Below are 26523 nucleotides of genomic sequence, written 5' to 3'. Positions count from 1 at the left end.
GCGAAGGGCCGTACGGCCGGTTGACCGTACGGCCCTCTTGGCATGCGTCACACCTTCAGGTACTTGCGCAGCGCGAAGAAGGCGGCCAGCGCGGGCATCAGCAGACTCGTCGCGAGGATGAGCGGCAGCTTGGTCAGCACCGCGTCCCAGCCGATGAAGTTGATCAGGTTCAGCTTCTGCGACAGGGCCAGACCGTGGTCGATGATGAAGTACCGCGCGATCACCAGGAACCCGCAGGCGACGGTCCCGCCGATGAGGCCGGCGACCGCGGCCTCCGCGATGAACGGCGCCTGGATGTAGAACCCGGAGGCGCCGACCAGCCGCATGATCCCGGTCTCGCGACGACGGCTGAACGCGGAGACACGCACGGTGTTGACGATCAGCATCAGCGCGACGACGAGCATGAGCGCCATCACGGCCCGCGCGGCCCAGTTCATGCCGTTGAGCAGCCCGAAGAGGTTGTCAAGAATGCCCTTCTGGTCCTGCACGGACTGCACGCCGTCACGCCCGTCGAAGGCGGTCGCGATGACCTGGTACTTCTGCGGGTCCTTCAGCTTGATCCGGTACGACTCCTGCATCTGGTCCGGCGTGAGGGAACTGGCCAGCGGGGAGTCGCCGAACTGCTCCTTGTAGTGCTTGTACGCCGCGTCCTGGGACTCGTAGGTGATCGTCTGGACGACCGTCATCTTCTTCAGGTCGCCGAGGATGTCCTTCTTCTGGTCCTCGGTGACCGCGCCCTTGGCGCAGTTGGGGTCCGACTCGGCGTCGCTCTTGTTGCAGAGGAAGATCGAGACGTTGACCTTGTCGTACCAGTAGCCCTTCATGGTGGTGACCTGGTCGCTCATGAGGAGCGACCCACCGAACAGGGCGAGCGACAGGGCGACGGAGACGATGACCGCGAAGGTCATCGTCAGGTTGCGGCGGAGACCGACACCGATCTCGGAGAGTACGAACTGTGCGCGCATGGCGACTGGTTGAGCCTTTCCGTGGACGTGGCGGTCAGTGCTGGTAGCCGTAGACGCCGCGTGCCTGGTCGCGGACGAGGCGGCCCTTCTCCAGCTCGATGACGCGCTTGCGCATCTGGTCCACGATGTTCTGGTCGTGCGTCGCCATCACGACGGTCGTACCGGTTCTGTTGATCCGGTCGAGCAGCTTCATGATGCCGACAGAGGTCTGCGGGTCGAGGTTGCCGGTGGGCTCGTCCGCGATGAGCAGTTTGGGCCGGTTGACGAAGGCGCGCGCGATGGCCACGCGCTGCTGCTCACCACCGGACAACTCGCCGGGCATCCGGTCCTCTTTCCCACCCAGCCCGACGAGATCGAGCACCTGGGGAACGGACTTGCGGATCTCGCCCTTCGACTTGCCGATGACCTCCTGCGCGAAGGCGACGTTCTCCGCCACCGTCTTGTTGGGCAGGAGCCGGAAGTCCTGGAACACCGTCCCCAACTGGCGCCGCATCTGCGGCACCTTCCAGTTGGAGAGGCGTGCGAGGTCCTTGCCCAGGACGTGCACCTGACCGTGGCTGCACCGCTCCTCGCGGAGGATGAGCCGCAGGAAGGTGGACTTTCCGGAGCCCGAGGACCCCACGAGAAACACGAACTCGCCCTTCTCCACTTCCAGGGAGACATCCCTGAGTGCAGGGCGGGTCTGCTTGGGGTAGACCTTGGAGACGTTGTCGAATCGGATCACGGATGCACCACGGGTCGCCGGGGGTAGATGAGCGTGACCATACGCGAGTCCGGTGTGCAACCGCAGGCTCCGGCAGGGGTTGCGTACTTGATGTGCGTTTTGTGCACCTCCCCAAGGGGCGCAGGGCTGCATCACCAGCGGCTCCGCCGCGGGGCGCGCCCAGCCCCCACCGGCCCGCAGCCGCGTGACAACCCCCACGTACCCCCTGGGAGCGACCCCCGCGCACCCTCCGGAGGAACCTGGCACAGTAGAGAGGGGAACGTTCACCCACCCACGAGCGTTCTCCGGGTGGAACCGTAGGGCTAGGAGGGCGAGCGCATGACGTACGACCGGCTGGTGTGCGCGAACTGCGCGGCGCCCGTGAGCGAGGGCCGGTGCCCTGTGTGCCGTGCGAACCGCGAGCGGCTGCAGCAGGAGAACTTCTTCGCGGGGCTCAACCCCATGGCACTGATCGCACTGCTTGCGGTGCTGATCGCAGCGGTCGCGCTACTGGCGCACCAGACCGCCTAGGGCGCGTCACACAGGCGCACAGGACGCCCGAGGGGCCCGGAGCGATGCACGCTCCGGGCCCCTCGTCGTACGTCGTCACACACGCTCCGTGCGCGGACGGCCACCGTCAGGCAGCCGCACCGCCACGGCCGCTCACCAGGCGCGGCAGGATCCGGAAGCCGATACCGCCGGCGATCATCGTCGCGGCACCGACCAGCAGGAACGCGGTCTGACCGGCACCGGTCTCGGCGAGCTGCGCACCGCTGCCCTGGGCCGAGGTGTCGGACGAGGAGCCGGTGTCGGTGAGGGCCGAGGAGCCCTCCTCCTGCGCGGAGTCGTTGGAACCGCCGTCGGGGTTGGTGTTGCTGTTGCCGCCGCCGTTGTTCCCGTTGCCGTTCCCATTGCCGCCGCCGTTGCCGTTCCCGTTGCCCGGGTCGGTCGGCGCGGTGGTCGGGTCCGTCGGGTCCTCGGTGGGCTCGGTCGGCTCCTCCGTGGGCTCCGTCGGGTCCGTCGGGTCCTGGGTGGTCGGCGGGTCCGTCGGCAGGCCGGTCGGCTCGGTCGGGTCCGTCGGCAGGCCGGTGGGCGGGTCGGTCGGGTCGTCACCGAGGCCGGTGTCGACGTTCACGCCGACGCCGCTGTCGTCCACGCTCACGCCGATGTCCAGCGCGGAAGCGGCACCGGCGGCGGTCAGCGAGGCACCCGCGGCGATCACGGCGCCGGCGGCGAGGCGCGCGACGCGGATCCGCGTCTTCTTCGTCATGTGGTTGCTACCCCCAGTAGCTCATCGTCATTGAGGCGGCGCTCGGGGGCCGTGATCAACGGGGGTGGCTGCGCTGCAAGTTCCCCCGGTTCACATGCGCCCCAGAGATACGCATGCCACGCTTTACCCTTCCCATTTTTCAAAGCAACGTCAAGGCCATTGCGCGTGCAATGTCCACTTGCGCCTTGTTTACCGGGGATTGGAACCTGTGAGTGTGATGTAAAACCCAGACAAACGACAACTGCCGCCCGGTGGGCGGCAGTTGTCATGTCGACAAAGTAACTCCCGTCGGCTACTTCTCCTGCTGCTTGCGCCAGCGAATTCCGGCCTCGAGGAACCCGTCGATCTCGCCGTTGAACACGGCCTCGGGGTTGCCGACTTCGAACTCGGTGCGCAGGTCCTTGACCATCTGGTACGGGTGCAGGACGTACGAACGCATCTGGTTGCCCCAGGAGTTGCCGCCGTCGCCCTTGAGGGCGTCCATCTTGGCCTGCTCCTCCTGGCGGCGCCGCTCGAGCAGCTTGGCCTGGAGCACGTTCATCGCGGTGGCCTTGTTCTGGATCTGCGACCGCTCGTTCTGACAGGACACGACGATGCCGGTGGGGAGGTGGGTGAGGCGCACCGCGGAGTCGGTGGTGTTCACGCCCTGGCCGCCGGGGCCGGACGACCGGTACACGTCCACCCGCAGCTCGGACTCGTCGATCTCGATGTGGTCGGTCTGCTCGACCACGGGGAGCACCTCGACACCCGCGAAGGAGGTCTGGCGGCGCCCCTGGTTGTCGAAGGGCGAGATCCGCACCAGCCGGTGGGTGCCCTGCTCGACGGAGAGCGTCCCGTAGGCGTACGGCACCTGCACGGCGAAGGTGGTCGACTTGATGCCGGCCTCTTCGGCGTACGACGTCTCGTAGACCTCGGTCTTGTAGCCCTTCTGCTCCGCCCAGCGCAGGTACATCCGCTGCAGCTTCTCGGCGAAGTCGGCGGCGTCGACGCCGCCGGCCTCGGCGCGGATGTTGACGAGCGCCTCACGGGCGTCGTACTCACCGCTCAGCAGCGTCCGGACCTCCATCTCGTCCAGCGCCTTGCGGACGGCGGCGAGCTCGGACTCGGCCTCGGCGCGGGTGTCCGGGTCGTCCTCCTCCTCGGCCATCTCGAAGAGCACGGCGAGATCGTCGATCCGCCCGCGCAGCGCCTCGGCCTTCCTGACCTCGGCCTGCAGATGGCTCAGCTTGCTGGTGATCTTCTGCGCCTCGTCCGGGTTGTCCCACAGGGACGGCGCGGCCGCCTGCTCCTCGAGCACGGCGATGTCTGCCCTCAGCCTGTCGAGGTCCAGAACGGCCTCGATCGACTCCATGGTCGAGGAGAGGGACTTGAGCTCTTCGGATACATCGACGACTGCCACGCCCTCCAGCGTAACGGCTCCGCCAAGTGGGGAGCGCCGGGCCGCCGCGCCGGGCTGCAACCGGGGTCCAGGGGTGGGGGCCCCTGGACCGGTCACGGGGACGCCGGTGCCGAGTGCCGGGTGTCCTGGGGGGTCGCTCCCGCGTCGTCGTCCGAGGTCGCCAGCCATGTGCCCACGCCGACCGCGGCCACGAGCAGCGCCGCGGCCGTGCCCAGGACCACCCGGCGGCGGCGCGTCACCGCGCGGTGGCGGGCGGAGCCGGGCCTCGGGGCGCCCGTCGCCCGCGGTGCCCGGGCCGTGCCGCGTGCGCCGCCGGCCAGCTCGTCGGGGGCCGGCACCCTCATCGACGTATGGGTGTCGCGGTTGGAGTCGGCCGGCTTCGCCCCCGGCACCAGGGGCACCGCGCCGCGCCGTACCTGCTCGCGGGCCGGCGCCGCGGCCTCGCCGGGTGCCGTCTCCGACTCCTCCGTCGGCTCCGCGTCCGGCTCGTCCACGTCCAGCGGCGGCATCCCCGCGACCAGCGGCAGCAGCTCCCGCAGCCGTACGCCCAGCTCCGAGGCCCGCAGCCGGGAGGCCGGGGCCTTGGCCAGGCACTGCACGAGCAGCTGCCAAAGCTCGTCCGGGATGCCCGGCAGGGGCACCACCGTCTCCGTGACGTGGCGGCGCAGGACCGCGCCCGGGTGGCCGCCGCCGAAGGGGGTGAAGCCCGCCAGCAGCTCGTACAGGACGGTCGCGAGGGCGTAGATGTCGACGGCCGCGCGCGGGGGCAGACCCTCCACGATCTCCGGGGCCAGGTAGTCCGGCGTACCGATGATCTTCGTCGCGCGCGTGCGGCGCGGGGAGTCGATGAGCTTGGCCACGCCGAAGTCGGTCAGCAGGGCCGGGTGCGAGCCGCCGGGGCCGAGCGGTCCCTGCATGTCGAGGAGCACGTTCTCCGGCTTCACGTCGCGGTGCACGACCCCCGCCGCATGCGCGGCCGCGAGGCCGTCCGCGACGTCCGCGACTATCGCCACCGCCGCGGCGGGTGCGAGCCGCCGCTCGCGGTCGAGCCGGGTGCGCAGGTCGGTGCCCCGTACGAGGTCCATGACGAGCGCGAGGTCGTTGCCGTCGACCACCAGGTCGCGTACGGAGACGACGTTCGGGTGTTCCAGGCCGAGCAGCGCGGTGCGCTCCTGCACGAAACGTCCGACGAGTTCCTGGTCGGACGCGAGATCCTCGCGCAGCAGCTTGATGGCGACGGGCCCCTCCGGCCCCTCGCCCAGCCACACCGTGCCGGCGCTGCCCCGCCCCAGGATCTGGTTCGCGGTGTACCGGCTGCCGATCTTCCGTGCCAAGACTGCTCCTACCGACGCGTGTTAATCGCTAAAACTACGCGTCCGAAGAGCCAACCTTCACTCCGGAGACGGAAATCACCCGCCAGGTGTCGACAAATCACCAAGCTCGTGGCTCAGTTGCCTCCGCTGCCGGCCAGATCGCCCAGTTTCCCGATCCATCCGGTCACGGTGTCGAACATGTCGGTCAGCTGCTGCCAGTAGCTCTTGGTCGTGCCGATCCACTCCTGGAGCGGGCTCAGCTCCCAGACCAGCCAGCCCGCGACGAACAGGATGACGATCGTGAACAGGCATCCCTTCAGGCAGCCGAGCCCGGGGATCTTCATCGGGTTGGCGCTGCGCTGCCGCGGCTGCCGGGGCTCGCGCGCGGGCTGCTGGGGCTGCTGCGGGGGCGCGTACCGCTGGGGCTGCTGGGGCTGTTGCGGGGCGTACTGCTGAGGCTGTTGCTGCTGCGGGTAGCCGTAGCCCTGCTGCTGCGGTCGCCGCTGGGGCGGTCGCTGCTGCTGGGGGCGCGGCTGCTGCTGCGGGCGGGCCACCTGCCGCTGGGGGCGGCGGCGCAGCGGGTCCTCGTTCGGGTCGAGGTACTGCTGGACCTGCGTCTGCTCGTTGCGGTCGCGGGCGGCGCGCAGCTGGTTCTGCCAGGGGTGCGGCTGCTCGGGCTGCTGTCCCGGCTGTCCCTGCGGCATCGGCGGCATGACCGCGGTCGGGTCGGCCGCCCCGGTGTTCGGGAGTACGGCGGTGGGGTCGGCGGCGCCGACCGGACCCGGGCGGCCGGTGTGCGGCATGACGTTGGTCGCGGCGTTCGGGTCGTAGCCGCCCGCCCCGTGCGGCAGCACCTGCGTGGGGTCGGCCGAGCCGGGGACCGCGGCCGGGGTCGGGTCGGGGACCAGCAGGGCACCGACGCTCTCGGCGGCGGCGATCTGCGCGGAGTTGGCGTGCACACCGACGCCTTCGGCGACGACGCGCAGCCCGCGCGCGAGGTTCTCGGCGCTGGGCCGCTCGTCCGGGTTCTTGCGCAGGCAGCGCTCTATGACCGTCCACAGCGGATCGGGGACCGTCGAGGGGCGGCGCGGCTCGGCGCTGAGGTGCTGGTGCAGGACCTCGAGGGCGGATCCGCCGCCGAACGGGGGACGGCCGGTGACCAGCTCGTACATCAGGATGCCGGCGCCGTAGATGTCGACGGCGGAGGTCTGCGGACGGCCCTCGGCGGACTCCGGCGCCACGTACGCGGGCGTGCCGACGAATTCATGGGTGCGGGTCAGGCCCGGGGAGTCGGCCAGGCGCGCGATGCCGAAGTCGGTGAGCATCGGGTGCATCTGGCCGCCCTGCTGCGCGAGCAGGACGTTGGCCGGCTTCAGGTCGCGGTGCACCACGCCGTCGGCGTGGCTGGCGGCGAGCGCGTCGGCGATCTGGGCGGTGAGCAGGGCGGCGGCGACGGGCGTGAAGGGGCCGTTCTCGCGCAGGTAGCGGTGCAGGTCGGGGCCCTCGACGAGGTCCATGACCAGCGCCAGCAGATCACCCTCGACGACCAGGTCGCGGACCCGGACGATGTTCGGGTGGGTCAGGCGCAGCAGGACGGAGCGCTCCCTGAGGAAGCGCATCACGATGTCGGCGTCGTTCGCCAGCTCTTCCTTGAGGACCTTGATCGCGACGGTCTCGCCGGGCTGACCGGGCACGGCGGCCTCGGCCCCCGCGGTCTCTCGCTGGCGGGCCCGCCAGACGGTGCCCGTGGCGCCGCGTCCGAGCGGCTCCTCGAGCAGGTACTTGCTGCCTACCGGCCGCACGTCATGTGCTCCCTGCTGCTTGCCTGTGTTTCCGACACACTGTTCCGACCCACTGTAGTGCCGCCGCCCGAAGCGGCAGGCTGTCGTCTTTCTGTGCCTCTTACGTACCGATTCCCGTACGCGTTCGAAGGAAAGACGCTCGACCCGGTCGGCCGGTTGCCAGGGTCCGGACGTGACCGATCTCAAGTGATCGTCGGTGCGCCACTGGTCAGGCACTTTTAGGGGCAGAGGTGACCAATCAAGATCACTTGGGACCGCAGCATGGGCGTGTTGTCAGTGGCAGGTGCGAGGATGCATTTCGTACTGGCCGATGTGCTCGTGTGGGGTGGGGAGAGGGGCCCGTCTGATGGATCTCCGCGGAAGCAGGAGCGGCGTTCGTGCCGGGCGTCGCGACGCCGCGGAGATCCATCAGACGGGCCCCGGTCCGCGCCCGCGCAGAAGGGACCGCTGACGGCGATGCAGATCCGGCTGACCGTCGTAGACCCGCTGGGCCCGCCCGACCGCGCGCGGGCCCGCACCGCGAGCTGCGACGTGCTGGTCACGGCGCCCGCCGGTACGGCCCTGGCCGCGGTGGCGTCGGCACTGGCCTCGGCGGTCGCGGGTGACGCGGGTGCGGCCGCCTCGGGCGGTGCGGTGGTGCTGTACGTGGGCGCCGAGCGCCTGGACGACCGCCGCTGCACCCTGGGCGAGCCCCCGCTGATCGACGGCGCCGTGCTCTCGCTGGGCGCCCCGGCCGAGCCCGAGCCCCATCCGGAGCTGGACGACGCCCCGACCCAGCTGCAGGTGATCGCGGGCCCGGACGCGGGCGGCGTCCACCTGCTGCACGGCGGCGAGATCCGCATCGGCCGCTCCGCCGACGCCGACGTCCCGCTCGACGACCCGGACGTCTCCCGTCTGCACTGCGCGGTGACGGTGACCGCCGACGGCCAGGTCTCGGTCGCCGACCTGGACTCCACGAACGGCACGACCCTGGACGGCACCCGCCTGGGCAAGCGCCCGGTGCGCTTCGCCCCGGGCGCGCTGCTGCGGATCGGCGAGTCGGCCCTGCGGGTCGCCCCCGCCGGAGGACCGGGCGCCCGGGTGGCGACGGCTCCGGACGGTGAGGGACATGTGCGGGTGACCTCCGGCGGCGAGCGCGAGGCCGGGGCAGCCGACGGGACTCCGACGGCCCCCACGAGCGGCGCCACGACACCGGAGCCGACGTCCCACGCGCGCGTGGCCGACGGCGGCGACAGCACCGCCACACCCTCGCGCGGCGTGCCGGCCGCCCAGGGACACGGCTCCGCGGAACCCCCGCTGGTGCCCGAGCAGGGCGGGGCGCCGCGGATCGAGAGCAGCGTCACAGGAGCGTCCGCAGCGAGCGGCGACACTCCCCCACTCTCGGCTTCGCTCGAGCGGGGGGACGAGACCCACGCGGGCCACTTCGGCGCGGTCGTATGGGACACGTCCGCACCGGAGGACGCGGACGCCCCCGGAGCGGGCCGCCGCAAGGGAACCCCGCTGCGCGGCACCGACGTACCACCGGGCCTGCGCAGGCGCGGCGGGCTCACGGCATGGGCACGGCGGCTGGCCGGCGCGCGCGGCGAGCAGGCCGCGACCGAGCATGACGCGTACGACGAGGACGACGCCCCGGAGACGGCGGCGGGACCCGCGCCGCTCACCGGCCCGCAGCTCCCCGAGGCCTGGCCGGACCCGGCGGCGCTGCTGCTGACCGCGCTCGGACCGGGCCCGCGGCTGTGGGAGCGCGGCCCGGGCCACCCGGAGGCGCTCACGGTCCGGCTCGGCACGGCTGACCGGGCGGCGCCCGACGGCTCCGGACTGCTGCCCGCGGTGCCGGTCACCGCGGACCTGCGCGAGGCCGGGGCACTGGGCCTGGCCGGCCCCCGCACCCGGCTGTCCGGGCTGGCCCGCGCGGTGGTGGCTCAGCTCGCGGCCCTGCACTCCCCCGAGACCCTGGAGATGGTCCTGATCACCGCGGACCGCTCCCGCCCCCTGGAGGAGCGCACCGCCGAGTGGTCCTGGCTGGGCTGGCTCCCCCATCTGCGCCCGGGCCACGGCCAGGACTGCCGCCTCCTGCTCGCCTACGACCGCGAACAGGCCACGGCCCGTACGGACGAACTCGTGCGCCGCCTGGAGGACCACCAGGCGGACACAAGGAGCGGAGCGCGCCCGCCGGCCCTCACGTCCGCCGGGCGGAGCCAGGCACGCGCCGCTGCCCGCCGACCCTCCTGGGCCCGTGACGACGACGGCACGGAGGAGACGGACGGCTTCGCCGGGCCGTACACCGTGGTCGTCGTCGACGGCGATCCCGGAGGCGCGGACGTGCGCAGGGCGGTGGCGCGGCTGGCGCTGGAGGGACCGCGGGCCGGGATACACGTCGTCTGCCTCGCCGAGACGGCATCCGCCTCGCCCGCGTCGCCGGTGACGGAGACGTACGAGGCGGCGTGCGCGGTGGCCCCGGCGTTCCGGGAGTGCGGTGCGGTCGCTCTGCTGAGCGGCGACGTGGCGACGGCGCTGCGGCTGATGCGGGTGGCGCGGGCGAGGACGTCCGGGGACGGGGCCGCGGGCCCGGTGCCGGGGACGGCTGACCCGGCCCGCCCCGCGGGACATGCCGGACCCACGGGCCCTGCGCAAGCGATCGACTCCCACACCACCCGCACCACGCCCATCCCCACCCCCGCAACCACAGCCACGGCTGCCCCGAGCGCCGCCGCACCACCTCCGCACGCCGGCCCCATGGGCCCCGGCACCGTGGCCGCGGTGGATGCCGTCTCCCTGCCCTGGGCCGAGCGGTTCGCCCGGGCGCTGGCCCCGCTGCGGGTGGACGGTGCCACCGGTGAACGGCACGCGCGCGTGTCCGCGCCCTTGCCCCAAGCCGCAAGGCTGCTGGACGAGTTGGGGCTGGCGCGGGCCACCCCGGCGTCGCTGATGGCGCGTTGGGCGGACGCGGCGGACGACACACAGTCGCTCGGCGGCCGGGCCTGGGCCGTGCTCGGGGCGGGCCCGCGCGGCCCGGTCTGCGCGGACCTCGCGGCCGACGGACCGCACCTGCTGATCGAGGGCCCGGCGGGCAGCGGCCGTACGGAGCTGCTGCGGGCCGTGGTCGCCTCGCTGGCCGCGGCCGAGCGCCCCGACCGGCTGGGCATAGTCCTGATGGACGGCCGGGACAGCGTGGGTGCGGGTGGCGGACACGGCGAGGGGCTGCGCGTCTGCACGGACGTCCCGCATGTGACGACCCATCTCACCGCCAACGACCCCGTCCGTATGCGGGAGTTCGCCCAGTCCCTGAGCGCCGAGCTGAAGCGGCGGGCCGAGCTGCTGGGCCGCTCCGTGTTCACCGAGTGGCACACGGGACGGGAGTTGTCGGGCCGGATCGTGGCCCAGCGGGCGACCGGAACGAACGGTACGGGCGACCTGGACACCCCGCCCAGCTCGACGATGCGGCTGCGTCCGGGGGCCGCGCGTCGGCAGACCGAGGCGGCACCGCCGCTGCCCCGCCTCGTCGTGGTGGTGGACGACCTGGACGCCCTGGTCTCCCCCGCGCTCGGCTCACCCGGCCGGCCCGCGGCGGGTTCCGTCATGCGGGCGCTGGAGGCGGTGGCCCGCGAGGGCGAGCGACTCGGCGTCCACTTGGTGGCCGCGACCGCCCCGGGTGGCCGTACGGCGGACACCGAACCGGCCCGGGCGGCCACCCTCCGGGCCACCCTCGAAGCCCCCGGCACCGCCCCGGACGACCCCGCTGCGGGCCGCGGCCGCCTGACCTGGTCCGACGGCCGGGCAACCCCCTTCCAGGGCGGCCGCGTCACGGGCCGCATCCCCCGCACGGCAACGCTCCGCCCCACGGTCGTCCCCCTGGACTGGCAGCGGATGGGCGACCCGCCGACCCGCCGACCGGTCCGCGAACTGGGCAACGGCCCGACGGACTTGGCCCTGCTGGCCAGCGCGCTGGAGCGGGCTGCACGGGAAGTGTCGGCGTCCGAGGTTCCGTCGCTGCTGTAGTGCCGCTCGGCACTACAGCCCGTCCAGCGTTTGAGGACGAGGCCTTTCGGGCCGAAGGGGGGCTGGGGGCACAGCCCCCAGGGCCGCGCACCCCCACGCACCCGCATGTCGGCCCAGCCGCCGGCGGCAACCGTCACGAGGGGGTCACGATCCCCCGGTTGACACAGGACGCGCACTTGCCGACCCCACCCCACGGGCGTAGACCAGATCACACGGGACAGCGCTCGACGTTCGACGAAGATCGAAGAACGGGGCAGTGATGCGCAGCACGAGCAGCAAGAACCGGTCACGCAGGGCCGCCAAAACCGCAGCCGCCCTCCTCGCGGGAGCGCTCGCACTGGCGCTCACCGGATGCAGCGGCGACGACAACAAGGACAACGGCGGGGGAGGCGGCAGCTCCGAGAGCGCGGGCACCGTCACGCTCCCCAAGCTCAACGGCCAGACGCTGGAGGTGGCAGCCGTCTGGACCGGCGCCGAACAGGCGAACTTCATGAAGGTCATGGACGAGTTCAAGAAGCGCACCGGCGCCAAGATCAACTTCGTACCGACCGGCAACAACACCTCCACCTTCCTCGGTACCAAGATCGAGGGCGGCAAGCCGCCGGACGTCGCGTTCCTCCCGCAGGTCGGCGTGCTGCACCAGTTCGCGGACAAGGGCTGGCTCAAGCCCCTCGGCACGGAGGCCAAGGCGCAGCTGGACAAGAACTTCTCCAAGGGCTGGGTGGACCTGGGCGCCTGGAAGGGCAAGCAGTACGGCGTCTACGCCAAGGCCGCCAACAAGTCCCTGGTCTGGTACAACACCGCGGCCTTCGACGCGGCCGGCATCCAGACCCCGCCGAAGACCTGGAAGGACTTCCTCACCACCGCGCAGACGCTGTCCGACGCCGGCACCCCGGCCGTCTCGATCGGCGGCGCGGACGGCTGGACGCTCACCGACTGGTTCGAGAACGTCTATCTCGCGCAGGCCGGCCCGGACAAGTACGACCAGCTGGCCGCGCACAAGATCAAGTGGACGGACCCGTCGGTGACCAAGGCGCTCACCACGCTCGCCGAGCTGTGGGGCAAGAACGATCTGATCGCGGGCGGCAACAAGGGCGCGCTGAACACGGAGTTCCCGAAGTCGGTCACGCAGACCTTCTCCGGCACCACCCCGGCCGGGATGGTCTTCGAGGGCGACTTCGTGGCCGCCAACATCAACGGCGACACCAAGGCGAAGCTGGGCACGGACGCGAAGGTCTTCCCGTTCCCGTCGGTCGGCAGCCAGTCGCCCGTGGTCAGCGGCGGCGACGTCGCCGTGGCGCTGAAGGACGGCAAGGGCGCCCAGGCGCTGCTGACCTTCCTCGCCTCGACCGACGCGGCCGAGATCTGGGCGGCGCAGGGCGGCATGCTCTCGCCGAACAAGGAGATGGACCAGAGCAAGTACAAGGACGCCATCACCCGCACGATCGCCGGAGCGCTCCTCGCGGCCGGCGACAACTTCCGCTTCGACATGTCCGACCAGGCACCCGCGGCCTTCGGCGGCACCGCCGGCGTCGGCGAGTGGAAGGACCTGCAGGACTTCCTGGCGAACCCGAAGGACATCGCCGGTACCCAGAAGAAACTGGAGGCCGACGCGGCCAAGGCGTACGGCTCGAGCTGACGGGTCATGACGTCCGTGGCGAAATCGACGGGGGGCGCCGGCGCACTGCCGGCGCCCGCCGCCGAACCGGGCAAGAGCATCACGGGGACGCGGCTGTGGGTGGCGGTGCTGTTCCTGCTGCCCGCGCTCGTGCTCCTCGGGGCGCTCGTGGTCTACCCGATCGGGTACTCGATCTGGCGCAGCCTCTACGACGCCGACGGCTCGGGCTTCGTGGGGCTGGACAACTACCACGACATCTTCACCAACGACGCCACCCTGACCGCCGTACGCAACACCGCGATCTGGGTCGCCGTCGCGCCGGCGATCGTCACCGCGCTCGGTCTGATCTTCGCCGTGCTGACCGAACGGGTGCGCTGGGGAACGGCGTTCAAGCTGATCGTCTTCATGCCGATGGCGATCTCGATGCTCGCCGCGGGCATCATCTTCCGTCTCGTCTACGAGCAGGACCCGAACCTGGGCGCCGCGAACGCGGTCGCCAAGTCGATCCATGACACGTTCGTGTCGTCGTCCGTCTATCCCAATGCCCGCCCGAACGCGGCGGTCAGCGATCTCAAGCCGTCCGGCGGCGGATCGTTCACGACCACCGGCACCGTGCACGCGGGCACCCCGGCCCTGCTCCCCCTGGTCGGCATCGCGCCCGACAAGCTCCCCGGCAGCCCCGAGAACGCGAAGACGGCGAGCGGCTCCGGCATCACCGGCACCGTCTGGCTGGACTTCAAGCTGGGCGGCGGCGGGATCAAGGGCAAGGTCGACCCCGGCGAGAAGGCACTCAAGGACGTCAAGGTGGAGGCGGTGAAGAACGGCAAGGTGGTCGCCTCCGCCAAGAGTGGGGCCGACGGCGTCTTCACCCTGCCCGCGTCGGCCGACGGGGCCCAACTCCGCCTGCCCGCCTCGAACTTCTCGGCGCCGTACGCCGGTATCGCATGGCTCGGCCCGACCCTCGTCACCCCGGCCATCATCGGCGCGTACGTGTGGATGTGGGCGGGCTTCGCGATGGTGCTGATCGCGGCGGGCCTCGCGGGCGTGGACCGCAACCTCCTGGAGGCGGCCCGGGTGGACGGCGCCAACGAGTGGCAGGTGTTCCGAAGGATCACCGTGCCCCTTCTCGCACCGGTCCTGGTCGTCGTCCTCATCACGCTGATGATCAACGTGATGAAGATCTTCGACCTGGTCTACATCATCGCCCCGCAGCCCAGTCAGGACGAGGCCAACGTCCTGGCGCTGCAACTGTTCCTGTCGTCCTTCGGCGGCGGCGGCAACGAGGGCGTCGGCAGCGCGATCGGCGTGCTCCTGCTGCTGCTCGTGCTGCCGGTGATGTGGGTCAACATCCGCCGTCTGCGAAGGGAGCGTCAGCGGTGACCACCCTCGACACGACCGTGCACGCCAAGCGCTCCTTCGCCGCCAGGGTGGCGAGCTGGGCGGGCGGCGGGATCCTGCGCGTCTTCCTGCTCCTGGTCGCGGTGTTCTGGCTGGTGCCGACCTTCGGCCTGCTGGTCTCCTCCTTCCGCGACCCGACCGACATCGCCACCTCGGGCTGGTGGAAGGCGCTCAGTGCGCCGAGCCAGCTGACCGCCAAGAGCTACAAGTCGCTCCTCGAGAACGACACGATCACCCACTCCCTGTTCAACACCATCTGGATCACGGTCCCGGCCACGCTGCTGGTGGTGTTCATCGGCGCGATGGCCGGATACGCCTTCGCCTGGATGGACTTCAAGGGCCGCGACTGGTGGTTCCTGGTCGTGGTCGCGCTGCTCGTCGTGCCCGTCCAGGTCGCCCTGATCCCGCTCGCCGATCTCTTCGGCAAGATCGGGATCTTCGGCGACATCATCGGCGTGGTCCTCTTCCACGTCGGCTTCGGACTGCCGTTCGCCATCTTCCTGTTGCGCAACTTCTTCGCGGAGATCCCGCGTGAACTCCTGGAGGCGGCACGGCTGGACGGCGCCGGCGAGACCCGCCTGTTCCTCACCGTCGTACTCCCCCTCGGCGCACCGGCGATCGCCTCGCTGGGCATCTTCCAGTTCCTGTGGGTGTGGAACGACATGCTGGTCGCGCTGGTGTTCTCGGACTCCTCGTCGCAGCCGCTGACGGTCGCACTGCAGCAGCAGGTACGGCAGTTCGGCAACAACATCGACGTCCTGGCACCCGGCGCGTTCATCTCGATGGTGATCCCGCTGGTCGTGTTCTTCGCGTTCCAGCGGCAGTTCGTGTCCGGTGTGATGGCGGGCGCGGTGAAGTAACCGCCGGGCCTGTACGACAACCGGCGTGAGGGGGCGGGACGTTACGGTCCCGCCCCCTTCCGTTCACCCACGATCCCCCGTATGCCGCACTCAGCGTAACCAAGTCACTCCATCGGCCGTTCCCGGGCAAGGCCCTGTCGTCGCACCGACCCATGGATGTCCCTTGCCCAGGTTCAGTGTCATTGTCCCCGCGTACAAGGTTCAGGCGTATCTGCACGAGTGTCTGGAATCGGTGCTGTCGCAGTCGTATCCCGATCTCGAGGTGATCGCGGTCGACGACTGCTCGCCGGACGGATCCGGCGCGATCATCGACGAGTTCGCGGCCCGCGACCCGCGCGTCCGCCCCCTGCACCTGGCCGAGAACCAGGGCCTGGGCCGCGCCCGCAACGCCGGCATGGAGCAGGCGACCGGCGACTACCTGGTCTTCCTCGACGGCGACGACACCCTGACCCCGCACGCACTGCGCTCGATCGCCGACCGCTTGAAGGAGACCGGCGAGCCGGACGTGATCGTCTACGACTACGCGCGCACGTACTGGTCGGGCGAGACCGTCCGCAACGTGGTCGCCGTCCAGCTCGCCGAGCAGGGCCCGGCACCCTTCCGCCTGGAGGACCGCCCGGGCCTGCTGCAGCTGCTGATGGTGGCCTGGAACAAGGCCTACCGGCGGGAGTTCGTCGAGCGCGAGGGCTTCGCCTTCCCGCCCGGCTACTACGAGGACACGCCGTGGACCTTCCCGGTCCTGATGGCCGCCGAGTCGATCACGACCCTGGACCGGGTGTGCGTCCACTACCGCCAGCGCCGCCAGGGCAACATCCTCGGCACCACCAGCCGCAAGCACTTCGACCTCTTCGAGCAGTACGACCGTGTCTTCGCGTTCGTCGACGCGCGCCCCGAACTCACTCGCTGGCGGCCGGTGTTGTTCCGCCGCATGGTCGACCACCTGACGAAGGTGTTCGCGCGGCGGGACCGGCTGCCGCGCGGCTCGCGCGCCGAGTTCATGCGCAGGGCCCGCTCCCACTATCGCCGTTACCGCGTCCCCGGCCACCCCGTCCCGCTGCGCTCCCGCCTGCGCCACACCCTGGTCCGCTGGGGCCTGCACCGCACGTACCGCACCCTGCAGTTGACGGCCGCCGGGCACCGCCGCACGGCCAAGCTCGCCGTCAAACTCCTGCGCACCGTGCGGGCGTTGGCCCTCCGCCTGCACTACCGCGTCCAGCTGCGCCTGCCCCTGCGCTCGGACCGCGCCGTCTTCACCGCGCACGACGGCCGCGGCTGCAACCCGGCCGCCCTGGAGGAGGCCTTCCGCACCCTCGTCCCGCACATCCGCACGGCGTGGCTCGCCCGCCCGGACACGGCGGCCTACTGGACCGCCCTCGCCCGCTCCAAGTACCTCGTCAACAACACCGACTTCGAGCCCCGCCTGGTCAAGCGCCGCGGCCAAGTCCTGATCCAGACCCAGCAGGGCACCCCGCTGGGGCACATGGGCCTCGACCTCCAGGAACGCCCCGCCGCAGCAAGGGGCCTGGACTTCGAACAGCTCCTGCGCGGCGTCGACAAGTGGGACTACGTGCTCTCGGCGAACCGCCACTCCACCCTCACCTGGGAGCGGGTCCACCCGGGCTGCTACACCACGCTCGAATACGGCAGTCCGCGCAACGACGCGTTCCAGAAGGCGACTTCGGCGGACGTGACCCGCGTCCGCGACTCCCTGGGCATCCCGCAGGACACCGTCGCGATCCTCTACGCGCCCACCCACCGCGACTACCGCCGCACCCAGCTCTCGCCCCTGGACCTGGAACGCGTCCTGCACCGCCTGGGCCCCCGGTTCGTCGTCCTGGCCCGCACCCACGGCCCCGTCCCGCACGGACCACGCGTCATCGACGTCACCGGCCACCCGAGCATCGAGCAACTCGCCCTCGCCTCGGACGCGTTGGTCACCGACTACTCGTCCCTGATGTTCGACTACGCCAACCTCGACCGGCCGATCGTGGTGCACGCCGAGGACTGGGAGGCGTACGAGGCGGCCCGCGGCACCTACTTCGACCTGCGCTCCTTCCCGCCGGGCGCGGTCGCCCGCAGCGAGGACGAGCTGATCGACATCTTCGCCACCGGCCACTGGCGCGGCTCCCGCTCCACGCAGCTGCGGTCCGCCTTCCGCGAGCGCTTCTGCGCGTACGACGACGGACGCGCCGCCGAACGGGTCGTACGCCATGTGGTGCTGGGCGAGACCGGCCTCCCGTCGGTGATCCCCCTCGACCAGCGCCACCCCGTGCCGTCCTCCCCCACTCTCGAATCCGCTCAAGCGGGGGGACCCCCATCCGCGACCCTTTCGCGCTCCCCGCAAGCCACCGTGCCGCAACCCACCGGCCCCCTGACCGTCACCGACACCCTCTGAACGCCGTTCTCACTCCGGGGAGTTCGCATGCCCTCCAGTCCGTCGCGGCCCACACCGAGCCGGCCGTCCACCTGGCGTCCCGCGGGGCGGCCCGGACGCCGCCGCGTCGACTGAGACGCAACCCGGGCCCCGCAGGAACATCGACAGAAAGAGCAGAATGCCCCGCTTCAGCATCATCGTCCCGTCCCATGGGGTGGCAGGCCGGCTGTCCCAGGCGCTGGACTCCGTTCTCGCGCAGTCCTTCGGCGACTTCGAGCTGATCCCGGTCTGCGACGCCCCCGACGCGCCCGCGTCGCACGTCGTCGCCGGGTGTGCCGGGCGGGACTCCAGAGTGGCCCCGGTGCACTCGCCCCCGTCGGCCGGCCTGGCCGGGGCGCGCAACGCCGGGATGCGGGCGGCGACCGGCGCGTATGTGCTGTTCCTCGACGGCGACGACGTCCTCGTCCCGGGCGCGCTGTCGGCGCTGGACGCCCGGCTGGCCGACACCGGCGACATCGACGTCCTGTACGCCGAGCACGAACGCACCCCCTGGTGGGAGGGCGAGCCGACCAACCCGACCACGCTGCAGCTGCCGAAGACGCCGGACGCGGCCTTCTCCCCCGACCAGGTGCCCCAGCTGACCGGCGTACAGCTCCCGGCGTGGAGCGCGGCCTACCGCAGGCTCTTCCTCGCCGAGCACCGGATCGCCTTCCCCGACGGCCACTTCACGGACGTCGGCTTCGGCGGCCTGGTCACCCTGAAGGCCGAGAAGGTCGCGGTGCTGCGCCAGGTCGTCGTACGGCATCTGGTGCGCCGGCAGGGCAACCGGCTCAGCCTGCCCGGCGAGCACCACCTCGAACTCCTCTCGCAGACCGACCTGGTGCTGACCCGGGCTGCCGAACAGGGGCTCGCCCCCGACCGGTTGGGCCCGCTGTTCGAGCAGCTCTTCTCCGCCGTGCTGAAGACGGCCGCGCACGCCCGGCGCCTGCCGGCCAAGCGCCGGGCCTTCTTCCGCCGGGCGAGCAGGCTCTACCGCCGCCACCGCCCCGCGGGCTACGGGACGCCGGGCGGCAGCCTCGGCGTCCAGCACCGCCTGCTGGCGAGCGGGGCGTACACGGCCTTCCGCACGCTGCGCGGCGCCAACCAGTCGGCGGCCAAGGTGACCGAGCGCCTCCCCCGCCGCCGCATGCTGCGCACCCGAATGCGCTACGCCCGCGACCTGCGCCGCCCGCTGGACCCCAACCTGGTGGTGTACTGCGCCTATTGGGGCCGCGGCTACGCCTGCAACCCGGCCGCGATCCACGCCAAGGCGCGCGAACTCGCCCCGCATCTGCGCTCGGTGTTCCTGGTCGAGCCGGACCAGGCGCACACCGTGCCGAAGGACATCGAGTACGCGGTCATCGGCAGCGCCGAGTACTGGGAGGTGCTGGCGCGCGCCAAGTACCTCGTGAACAACGCCAACTTCGCGGACGCCGTCGTCAAGCGCAAGGGCAGCGTCCATCTGTCGACCCAGCACGGCACCCCGCTGAAGAAGATGGGCGTCGACCAGGCGACGTACCCGGTGGTGGCGTCCGCGACCGGCAGCTTCGCCAAGCTGCTGGCCCGCGTCGACCGCTGGGACTACAACCTCAGCTCCAACCGGCACTCGACTCAGATGTGGGAGCGCGCCTTCCCCGCCGCGCACGAGACCCTCGAGTACGGCTATCCGCGCAACGACGTCTACTACACGGCCACGGCGGACGATGTCGCCCGTATCAGGCGGGAGTTGGGCATTCCCGAGGACAAGACGGCCGTCCTGTACGCGCCCACCCACCGCGACTACCACACCGGTTTCGAGACGGGCCTGGACCTGGAGGCCTTCTGCGAGGAGGCCGGCGAGGACGTCGTCGTCCTGCTGCGCGCCCACTACTTCTACGACCAGGGCAGGGCGAAGAGCACCGGGCGGATCATCGACGTGACCGCGCACCGCTCCTCCGAGGACGTGTGCCTGGCCGCCGACGCGCTGATCACCGACTACTCGTCGATCATGTTCGACTACGCCAACCTGGACCGGCCCGTCGTGGTCTACATCGACGACTGGGACGTCTACCGGGAGACCCGGGGCGTCTACTTCGACCTGCCGGAGCACCCGCCGGGCCCCGTGGCCCGCACACCTCAGGAGCTGGCGCGCGTGTTCCGCGACGGCTCCTACCGCGGGCCGGAGTCCGGGGCCGCGCGGGCCGCCTTCCGGGAGCGCTTCTGCCAGTTCGACGACGGACGCGCCGCCGAACGCGTCGTACGCCGGGTGCTGCTGGGCGAGCCGCCCGAGTCGATCCCGCCCGTGATCCCGCTCGCGGAGCGCGTCCCGGCCCCCGCTGCCTCCACCCTCGTAAGGAGCTGAGCTCAGCAGTGCCCCGCTTCAGCATCATCGTCCCCGTCTTCAAGGTGCAGGGCTTCCTGCGCGAGTGCATCGACTCGGTGCTCGGACAGTCGTATCCCGACTTCGAGGTGATCGCCGTCGACGACCTCTCGCCCGACGGCTGCGGCGCCATCCTCGACGAGTACGCGGAGCGCGACGCGCGGGTGCGGGTGCTGCACCTGCCCGAGAACGTCGGCCTGGGCCGGGCCCGCAACGCCGGCCTGGAGCACGCGCGCGGCGACTACGTCCTCTTCCTCGACAGCGACGACCACTACACGCCGGGTCTGCTGGGCGCCGTGGCCGAGCGGCTGAAGACGGCCGAGGACCCGGACATCCTGGTCTTCGACCACGTCCGCACCCACTGGTGGGGCCGGGGCGGCCCCAGCGACGCCTCCACCCTGCTGGCCGCCGCGGCCCAGGACGTCTTCAGCCTCCGTGAGAGCCCGCAGTACGTCCATCTGTTCCTGGTCGCCTGGAACAAGGCGTACCGGCGCGCCTTCTTCCAGGAGCACGGCCTGCAGTACGCGCCGGGCCTGTACGAGGACGCGCCCGTCACCTACCGGTCGATGGTGCTGGCGCAGAGCATCGCCTGTCTGAACCGCATCGGCGTCGAGTACCGGCAGCGCCGGCAGGGCGCGATCACCAAGACGCCGGGGCGCCGGCACTTCGACATCTTTCCCCAGTACGAGGGCCTGTTCGCGTTCCTCGAGGAGCGCGACGACCTCGCCTGGGCGCGGCCCCTTCTCTTCGAACGGGCCCTGGACCACATGCTGTTCGTCATCGCCCGCGAGGACCGCGTGACCGCGGCGGACCGCCCCGACTTCTACCGCGAGATGCGCTCCTTCCACCGCCGCCACTGTCCGGAGGGCTTCACACCGCCGGACGGCGAACGGGGCACCGAGATGCGGCTGCTGGCGACCTCGCCGTATGCCTCGTTCGCGGCACTGCGCGGGGCGCGCGGGCTGCGCAGGATCGCCGGGGCCGGCAAGCGCCGTACGGTCGGCAAGGCGTCGAGCGCCGCCCGGCAGGGCGGATACGCGGCCCTGTCGAGGCTGCCCCTCGACCCGCACCTCGCCGTCTACTCGGCCGGCCACCACGCGGGCGTGCACGGCGACCCGGCCGCGATCCACGCCAAGGCCCGCGAACTCGCCCCGCACATCCGCGGGGTGTGGGTGGTGCGGGAGGACGCGCTGGACTCGCTGCCGGACGGGCTGGACCACGTGACCCCGGGCTCCCGGCGCTACCACGCGCTCGTGGCGCGGGCCACGTACTGGGTGAACAACGTCAACTGGCCCGGCACGCTGGCCAAACGCCCCGGCAGCGTCCACGTCCAGACCCACCAGGGCACCCCGCTCAAGTACATGGGCGCCGACCTGCTGGCCAAACCCGGCGCCCGGCACGGCTTCAGCGTGCCGAAGATGCTGCACCGCGCTGACCGCTGGGACCTGAGCCTGGTCGCCAACCGGCACTCCGAGCTGGTGTGGGAGCGGGCGTACCCCTGTCACTTCACGTCACTGCGGACGGGCAGCCCGCGCAACGACGTGCTGGTCGCACCCTCCGCGGAACGCGCCGCGGCCGTCCGCGCGCGGCTCGGCGTCCCGCACGGCAACAAGGTGGTGCTGTACGCCCCGACCCGCCGCGAGTACCGCCGCGGCGGGCATGTCGACCGGATCGACCTGGCCCGCTTCGCCGTGGATCTCGGCGCCGGCCACACCCTCGTCGTACGCCTGCATCCCTCACTCGCGACCGGTACGGCGCGCGGGCTCGGGCTTGCGGATCTGCACGCGCGCGGTGTGCTGATCGACGCGACGGACGAGCCGCACGTCGAGGACGTGATGCTCGCCTCCGACGTGCTGGTCACCGACTACTCGGCCCTGATGTTCGACTACGCCAACCTGGACCGGCCGATCGTGATCCACGCCGACGACTGGGGCGCGTACGCGGCGAGCCGGGGCGCCTACTTCGACATCACCGCCGAGGCACCGGGTCATGTGTCGCGCTCCTACCGGGAGTTGGCGTGGCTGTTCGCCTCGGGGACCTGGCAGGACGAGGAGTCGGCGGGGCTTCGGGCCGCCTTCCGGGAGCGGTTCTGCGAGTTCGACGACGGACGGGCCGCCGAGCGCGTCGTACGGACCGTGATGCTGGGCGAGGAACTCCCGCAGCCCGCACCGTCGCCGCTGCTGCCGTCCCCGGCCACTGAACGGGCTCACTCGATGAGGTGACGCTCCGTCGATCCGGCGCTCCCGGAGGGAAACATACGGGCCATGCCCAAGACCCTCCCCCTGCCGACCGTCCGGTGAGCGCCGGTCTCCTGGTCCGGCGGACCGCGCCCGGCGCGACGGCCCTGCGCGGCGGCCGTGCCTGGCAGCCCACCCCGTACCAGGTCTTCGGCGGTCTGTTCTGGCTGATGATGACGCTGGCGTTCTGGCGGATCCCGCTGTGCTGCGACACCGGCCAGCACGCGGCGGTGATCGAGCGGCTCAAGGCGAACCTGCTCCACCCCGCCCACTCGATGGCGGCCCTGCCGGGCGCGGGCAGCCCGTACTACGGGCCGTACGCCGTCGCCCAGGCCGTCTTCGCACGGCTGACGGGACTGTCCGGCTGGGAGGTGCTGAGACTCGCGGGCCCGCTGCACCTGGTCGTCCTGCTGACGGGCATCGGCCGCTTCGTCCGCACCCTCACCCCACGCCCGTGGGCGCCGGTCCTCGCCCTGCCCGCGATGACGCTGCTGTGGGGCACCGAACGGATCCTGTGGAGCGGCTACCTCGGGCTGATGTCGATGACGACGAACATCAGCTATCCGTCCGCGTTCGCGATCGGACTGACCTTCTGGGCCTGGGGGCTGACGGGCACGCGCGCGTGCGCGAGCTCGAAGCCCGTTCGGTACGTCGGTCCGAGCGGGCTCGAAGGCTGGTGGGGGTACGCCGGGATCGGCGCCCTGTACGGCCTGATCCTGCTCATCCATCCGGTCACGGCCGTGTCGGCGGTGGTGGGGGCGGTGGGCATCGTCGCGGCGCGGCAGCGGGGGTGGCGGCGGCCGGTGGCGGCCCGGTGGGGGCTCACGGGAGCGGCCGCGCTGGTGGTCGCCGTCGTATGGCCGTACTACGACGTGCTGTCGCTGTCCGGCGACACCGGCATGGACCGGATGCACGAGCGGCTCTACGAGCACCTCGCCGGGAACTCCTGGCTGGCCCTGATCGGGGCGCCCGCACTGTGGTGGCGCGCCCGGGGCTCGGCCGGGCGGGACCCGCTGGTGCTGATGTTCGCGCTGGAGAGCGCGGTGGTGGCGTACGGCTGGGTGAGCGGGCACTACATGTACGCGAGGGCGCTGTGGGCCGCGCTGGTGCCGCTGCAGTTCGCGCTGGCCGTGGAGCTGGCGGCGCCCCGGCCGTGGGGGTGGTTCAGGAAGGCGCTGGGCGCGATGGCCCTTGTCTGGGCGTGCGTCGGCTTCTTCACCGTGCAGGGCGGGGCGGTGGTGCCGGTGGGGCTCGACCAGCCGCCGGACTGGCCGACGTACGACTGGGCGATGGGGTACGTCCGGCCCGGCGACGTCGTGCTCACCGACGGGTACACCGCCAGTCACCTCATCGCCGGATACGGGCCGAACCTCGCCGCGCCCATCTGGCCCGACCCCGCCCTGGACGAGCAGGAGCGCAGACGCCGGGCCGCCGAGGTCCGTGGCTACTTCGCGCCGGGCACGACCCGCGCCGAGCGCGAGGCCCTCGTCCGCCGCTACCACGCGCGCTGGCTCCTGCTGACGCGGAATCAGGCGGTGCCGCCGGAGGCTGTCGTGGTGGCGTGGAGCCGGCAGACGGGGGAGGTGCTGGCGCGGGTCGGCTCTCCCGTGGGGGTTACTCGATGACGAGGTCGACCTCGATGTTGCCGCGGGTGGCGTTGGAGTAGGGGCAGACCTGGTGGGCGGTCTCGACGAGCTTGCGGCCGGTGGCCTCGTCCACGGTGTCCGGCAGCTCGACGCGGAGGGTGACCTTGAGGCCGAAGCCCTCGCCCTGCTTGCCTATGCCGACCTCGGCGGTGACGGCGGCGTCGGTGACGTCGACCTTGGCCTGGCGGCCGACGAGGCCGAGGGCGCTGCCGAAGCAGGCGGCGTAACCGGCGGCGAAGAGCTGCTCCGGGTTGGTGCCCTCCCCGTTGCCGCCCAGCTCCACCGGCGGGGCCAGCTTCAGGTCGATCTTGCCGTCGTTGGAAACGGCGCGACCGTCACGGCCGTGGGTGGCGGTGGCGACAGCGGTGTAGAGCGCGTCCATGGAAAACCATCCCTCTCGAGTCACAGTGCTCCGGCGGCTCTCTCGCGGCCGCCTCACGACCACAAGTAGAGCACACAATTCAATTGCGCACAACTAAATGGCTCGCAAGAGCTATCCTGAAGGCATGAGCACCTCGCCGACCCCGACACCGACCCCCGCCCAGACACCGCCCACGACCGACTGGCTCCGCCTCGACCAGCAGATCTGCTTCTCCCTGAACGCCGCCTCGCGCGCCTTCGGCGGCGTCTACCGCGTGATCCTCAAGGACCTCGGGCTCACGTACCCGCAGTACCTGGTGATGCTGGTGCTGTGGGAGCACGGCGACCTGCCGGTCAAGAAGCTGGGCGAACACCTCCGCCTCGACTCCGGCACGCTCTCCCCGCTGCTCAAGCGCCTGGAGACGGCCGGTCTGGTACGGCGTGAGCGCAGCGCGCGCGACGAGCGCTCGGTGGAGGTACGGCTCACCGAGGAGGGCATGGCCCTGCGCGAGCGCGCGCTTCAGGTGCCGCGCCGGATCGTGGCGGCGACCAGCTTCGACGTGGACGAGATCCGTGCGCTGCGGGCCCGGCTCGACGAGCTCACGACCGCGCTGGACGCGGCGGCGGCGTCGGCGTCCGCGGAGGGTTCGTAGACGCACGGCGAACGTAGAGCTGCAGGGCCACGCGGCCGCTGACGTACTTCTGCTGCGGGACGAACTGCCCTTCCACGACGGCGAGTTTGACTCGCTCGGTCGGATTCACCGGGCGCGAGCGCAGGACTCCCGACTGGGCGACGACCCAGACACGGTCCACACCGGCGAGCTCACGCTTCAGCCGCCGGGGCGTGGTCTCACGCCCGCTCAGAGTTCCGGAACGGGGCCCTGACTCCCCGAGCGCGATGTCCCGCCCCTTCCGGAAGCCCTTCGGATACGTCAACGCGGCGAGCCGCCAGACCGACGGTACGAACAGCACGGGATCGCCGGGTCGGATCTCACGGGCGGCGAGCGCGGAGACGACGGCGAGGTTCTCGGGCCGGTCGGCCGGGGAGCGGTCGTGGCGGTAGAGGGGGAGGTGCTGGAGGAAGGCGAGGGTGATGACCAGGACGCCGGCGGAGGGGACGAGGCGACCACCTGGCCGCAGGCGCGCCACGACCCCGGCCACCCACTCGGTCCCGGCGGCGGTCAACAACGCCGCCCCCGCCAACGCGTACAGCACATACCGCTCGTGATAGAGCGGCCGGACCTGCGACACGGCCATCAACACCCCCGGCGGCACCACGAGCAACGGAACCGTGACCGCGGCCAGTCGCCCAGCCCGGACCCCCACCACCATCAGCAGGACAGCCACCCAGAACACCACCCCCGTAGGCCCCACGGCGAAGTTCCGCACCAGCCCGCCGACCTGCTCCCACCCCGGCGCCACCAACCACCCCACCTGCCCCGACTGCCCCTGCGACACCCACACCAACGGCAGCAGGACAACCCCGACCACCCCCACCGCACGCCCCCACCCGCACCAAACGGCCTTCGACACCCGCGCAAGCGCCAGTGTCACCGCGTGCGCGCACAGCACCAGCACCGCCAGTTCGTGCAGCAGGCAGGTCACGGCGACGACGCATCCGTACGGCCACCACGACCTCGGCTTCGCCAACTCCCGCACCAGCAGCAGCGTTGCCCCCGCCGCACCCGCCGCGACGAGGGCGTACGACCGTCCCTCCTGCGCATAGTGGCCGGTCAGCGGTGTGACGGCGTAGAGGAGACCGGCCCACAGGCCGACCCGGGGGCGGGCCAGTCGGATGCCGAGCGCGGCGACCAGGCCGGCCGTCGCGGCCGCCCCGCACACCGACGGGAGGCGCAGGACGACCTCGCCGGGGTGGACGGCGAGCACGACGTGCATGAGCAGGTAGTACAGGCCGTGCACCGCGTCCATGCCGTGCAGCAGCTGCCAGATCTGCGGCACCGTGCGCCGCCCCACCAGGAAGGTGACGCTCTCGTCGCCCCACATGCCGCCGCGGTCGAGCCCCCAGAGCCCGATCGCGAGCATGACGGCGACGGGCACCGCCACAGCCACCACGCTCGCGCGCTTGCTCTCCACCCGGCTGATTTTGTGCTGTTGGCAAGCTCTTACCGACGATTGACGGTGCATTGGCACCGACACACCATTCGCCCGGCTTACGATCCG

18 protein-coding genes are annotated in these 26523 nt (G+C 71.6%); 10 read left to right on the top strand and 8 right to left on the bottom strand.

Annotation, left to right across the window (positions count from 1 at the left end; genetic code table 11):
• Positions 1–47: 47 nt before the first annotated feature.
• Positions 48–965, bottom strand: a complete 918-nt coding sequence (gene ftsX / locus ABZ880_RS34305) for a permease-like cell division protein FtsX (protein ID WP_361271029.1) — start codon at positions 963–965, stop codon at positions 48–50.
• Positions 966–999: 34 nt separating this feature from the next.
• Positions 1000–1689 carry a cell division ATP-binding protein FtsE gene (gene ftsE, locus ABZ880_RS34300; RefSeq protein ID WP_030943440.1) on the bottom strand — a complete coding sequence of 230 codons (690 nt, stop codon included), beginning with the start codon at positions 1687–1689 and terminating at the stop codon, positions 1000–1002.
• Between the two features lie 318 nt (positions 1690–2007).
• On the opposite strand from ftsE, the gene ABZ880_RS34295 reads away from it, so the two are divergent.
• Positions 2008–2199, top strand: coding sequence for a hypothetical protein (locus tag ABZ880_RS34295; protein WP_016438128.1), 192 nt, complete (start codon positions 2008–2010; stop codon positions 2197–2199).
• Between the two features lie 106 nt (positions 2200–2305).
• Here ABZ880_RS34295 and ABZ880_RS34290 read toward each other — a convergent pair whose 3' ends face one another.
• From ABZ880_RS34290 to ABZ880_RS34275, 4 genes are all read right to left on the bottom strand, one after another.
• A complete protein-coding gene (locus ABZ880_RS34290) occupies positions 2306–2938 on the bottom strand; it encodes a hypothetical protein (protein WP_361271025.1) in 633 nt (210 codons plus the stop codon).
• A gap of 292 nt (positions 2939–3230) precedes the next feature.
• Positions 3231–4337 carry a peptide chain release factor 2 gene (gene prfB, locus ABZ880_RS34285; RefSeq protein ID WP_361271022.1) on the bottom strand — a complete coding sequence of 369 codons (1107 nt, stop codon included), beginning with the start codon at positions 4335–4337 and terminating at the stop codon, positions 3231–3233.
• A gap of 92 nt (positions 4338–4429) precedes the next feature.
• Complete coding sequence (locus ABZ880_RS34280; protein ID WP_361271019.1) at positions 4430–5671, bottom strand: serine/threonine-protein kinase; 1242 nt, start codon at positions 5669–5671, stop codon at positions 4430–4432.
• Between the two features lie 113 nt (positions 5672–5784).
• Complete coding sequence (locus ABZ880_RS34275) at positions 5785–7452, bottom strand: serine/threonine-protein kinase (protein WP_361271017.1); 1668 nt, start codon at positions 7450–7452, stop codon at positions 5785–5787.
• Positions 7453–7908: 456 nt separating this feature from the next.
• Here ABZ880_RS34275 and ABZ880_RS34270 point away from each other — a divergent pair, with 456 nt between their 5' ends.
• The 8 genes from ABZ880_RS34270 to ABZ880_RS34235 all read left to right on the top strand — a co-directional run bounded on the left by ABZ880_RS34270 (position 7909) and on the right by ABZ880_RS34235 (position 23961).
• Positions 7909–11451 carry an FHA domain-containing protein gene (locus ABZ880_RS34270; RefSeq protein WP_361271014.1) on the top strand — a complete coding sequence of 1181 codons (3543 nt, stop codon included), beginning with the start codon at positions 7909–7911 and terminating at the stop codon, positions 11449–11451.
• 259 nt (positions 11452–11710) lie between these two features.
• Entirely contained in the window at positions 11711–13090 is a 1380-nt protein-coding gene (locus tag ABZ880_RS34265) for an ABC transporter substrate-binding protein (RefSeq protein WP_361271011.1), read from the top strand.
• Positions 13091–13096: 6 nt separating this feature from the next.
• Positions 13097–14449: a sugar ABC transporter permease gene (locus tag ABZ880_RS34260; RefSeq protein ID WP_361271008.1), complete on the top strand. Its 1353-nt coding sequence runs from the start codon at positions 13097–13099 to the stop codon at positions 14447–14449.
• Positions 14446–15327 carry a carbohydrate ABC transporter permease gene (locus tag ABZ880_RS34255; RefSeq protein ID WP_361271005.1) on the top strand — a complete coding sequence of 294 codons (882 nt, stop codon included), beginning with the start codon at positions 14446–14448 and terminating at the stop codon, positions 15325–15327. The genes ABZ880_RS34260 and ABZ880_RS34255 overlap by 4 nt, the downstream gene beginning before the upstream one ends.
• A gap of 163 nt (positions 15328–15490) precedes the next feature.
• Entirely contained in the window at positions 15491–17722 is a 2232-nt protein-coding gene (locus ABZ880_RS34250) for a bifunctional glycosyltransferase family 2 protein/CDP-glycerol:glycerophosphate glycerophosphotransferase (RefSeq protein ID WP_361271002.1), read from the top strand.
• A 157-nt stretch (positions 17723–17879) separates the two neighbouring features.
• Positions 17880–20081, top strand: a complete 2202-nt coding sequence (locus tag ABZ880_RS34245; protein ID WP_361271000.1) for a CDP-glycerol glycerophosphotransferase family protein — start codon at positions 17880–17882, stop codon at positions 20079–20081.
• 8 nt (positions 20082–20089) lie between these two features.
• Positions 20090–22321, top strand: a complete 2232-nt coding sequence (locus ABZ880_RS34240; protein WP_361270998.1) for a bifunctional glycosyltransferase family 2 protein/CDP-glycerol:glycerophosphate glycerophosphotransferase — start codon at positions 20090–20092, stop codon at positions 22319–22321.
• Between the two features lie 74 nt (positions 22322–22395).
• Complete coding sequence (locus tag ABZ880_RS34235) at positions 22396–23961, top strand: hypothetical protein (protein ID WP_361270995.1); 1566 nt, start codon at positions 22396–22398, stop codon at positions 23959–23961.
• Here the strand turns inward: ABZ880_RS34235 and ABZ880_RS34230 are convergent.
• Positions 23951–24364: an organic hydroperoxide resistance protein gene (locus ABZ880_RS34230; RefSeq protein ID WP_361270992.1), complete on the bottom strand. Its 414-nt coding sequence runs from the start codon at positions 24362–24364 to the stop codon at positions 23951–23953. The two genes, ABZ880_RS34235 and ABZ880_RS34230, sit on opposite strands and share 11 nt — an antisense overlap.
• A 124-nt stretch (positions 24365–24488) precedes the next feature.
• On the opposite strand from ABZ880_RS34230, the gene ABZ880_RS34225 reads away from it, so the two are divergent.
• On the top strand, positions 24489–24995 hold the full coding sequence (locus tag ABZ880_RS34225) for a MarR family transcriptional regulator (protein WP_361270989.1): 507 nt from the start codon (positions 24489–24491) through the stop codon (positions 24993–24995).
• Here the strand turns inward: ABZ880_RS34225 and ABZ880_RS34220 are convergent.
• Positions 24943–26436, bottom strand: a complete 1494-nt coding sequence (locus ABZ880_RS34220; RefSeq protein WP_361270986.1) for a glycosyltransferase family 39 protein — start codon at positions 26434–26436, stop codon at positions 24943–24945. The two genes, ABZ880_RS34225 and ABZ880_RS34220, sit on opposite strands and share 53 nt — an antisense overlap.
• Positions 26437–26523 lie beyond the last annotated feature (87 nt).

Origin of the sequence: Streptomyces sp. NPDC047043, assembly GCF_040644055.1 — a bacterium.
Taxonomy (GTDB): Bacteria; Actinomycetota; Actinomycetes; order Streptomycetales; family Streptomycetaceae; genus Streptomyces.
Note: the sequence above shows the minus strand (reverse complement) of the source record. Positions and strands in the feature narration are given on the sequence as shown.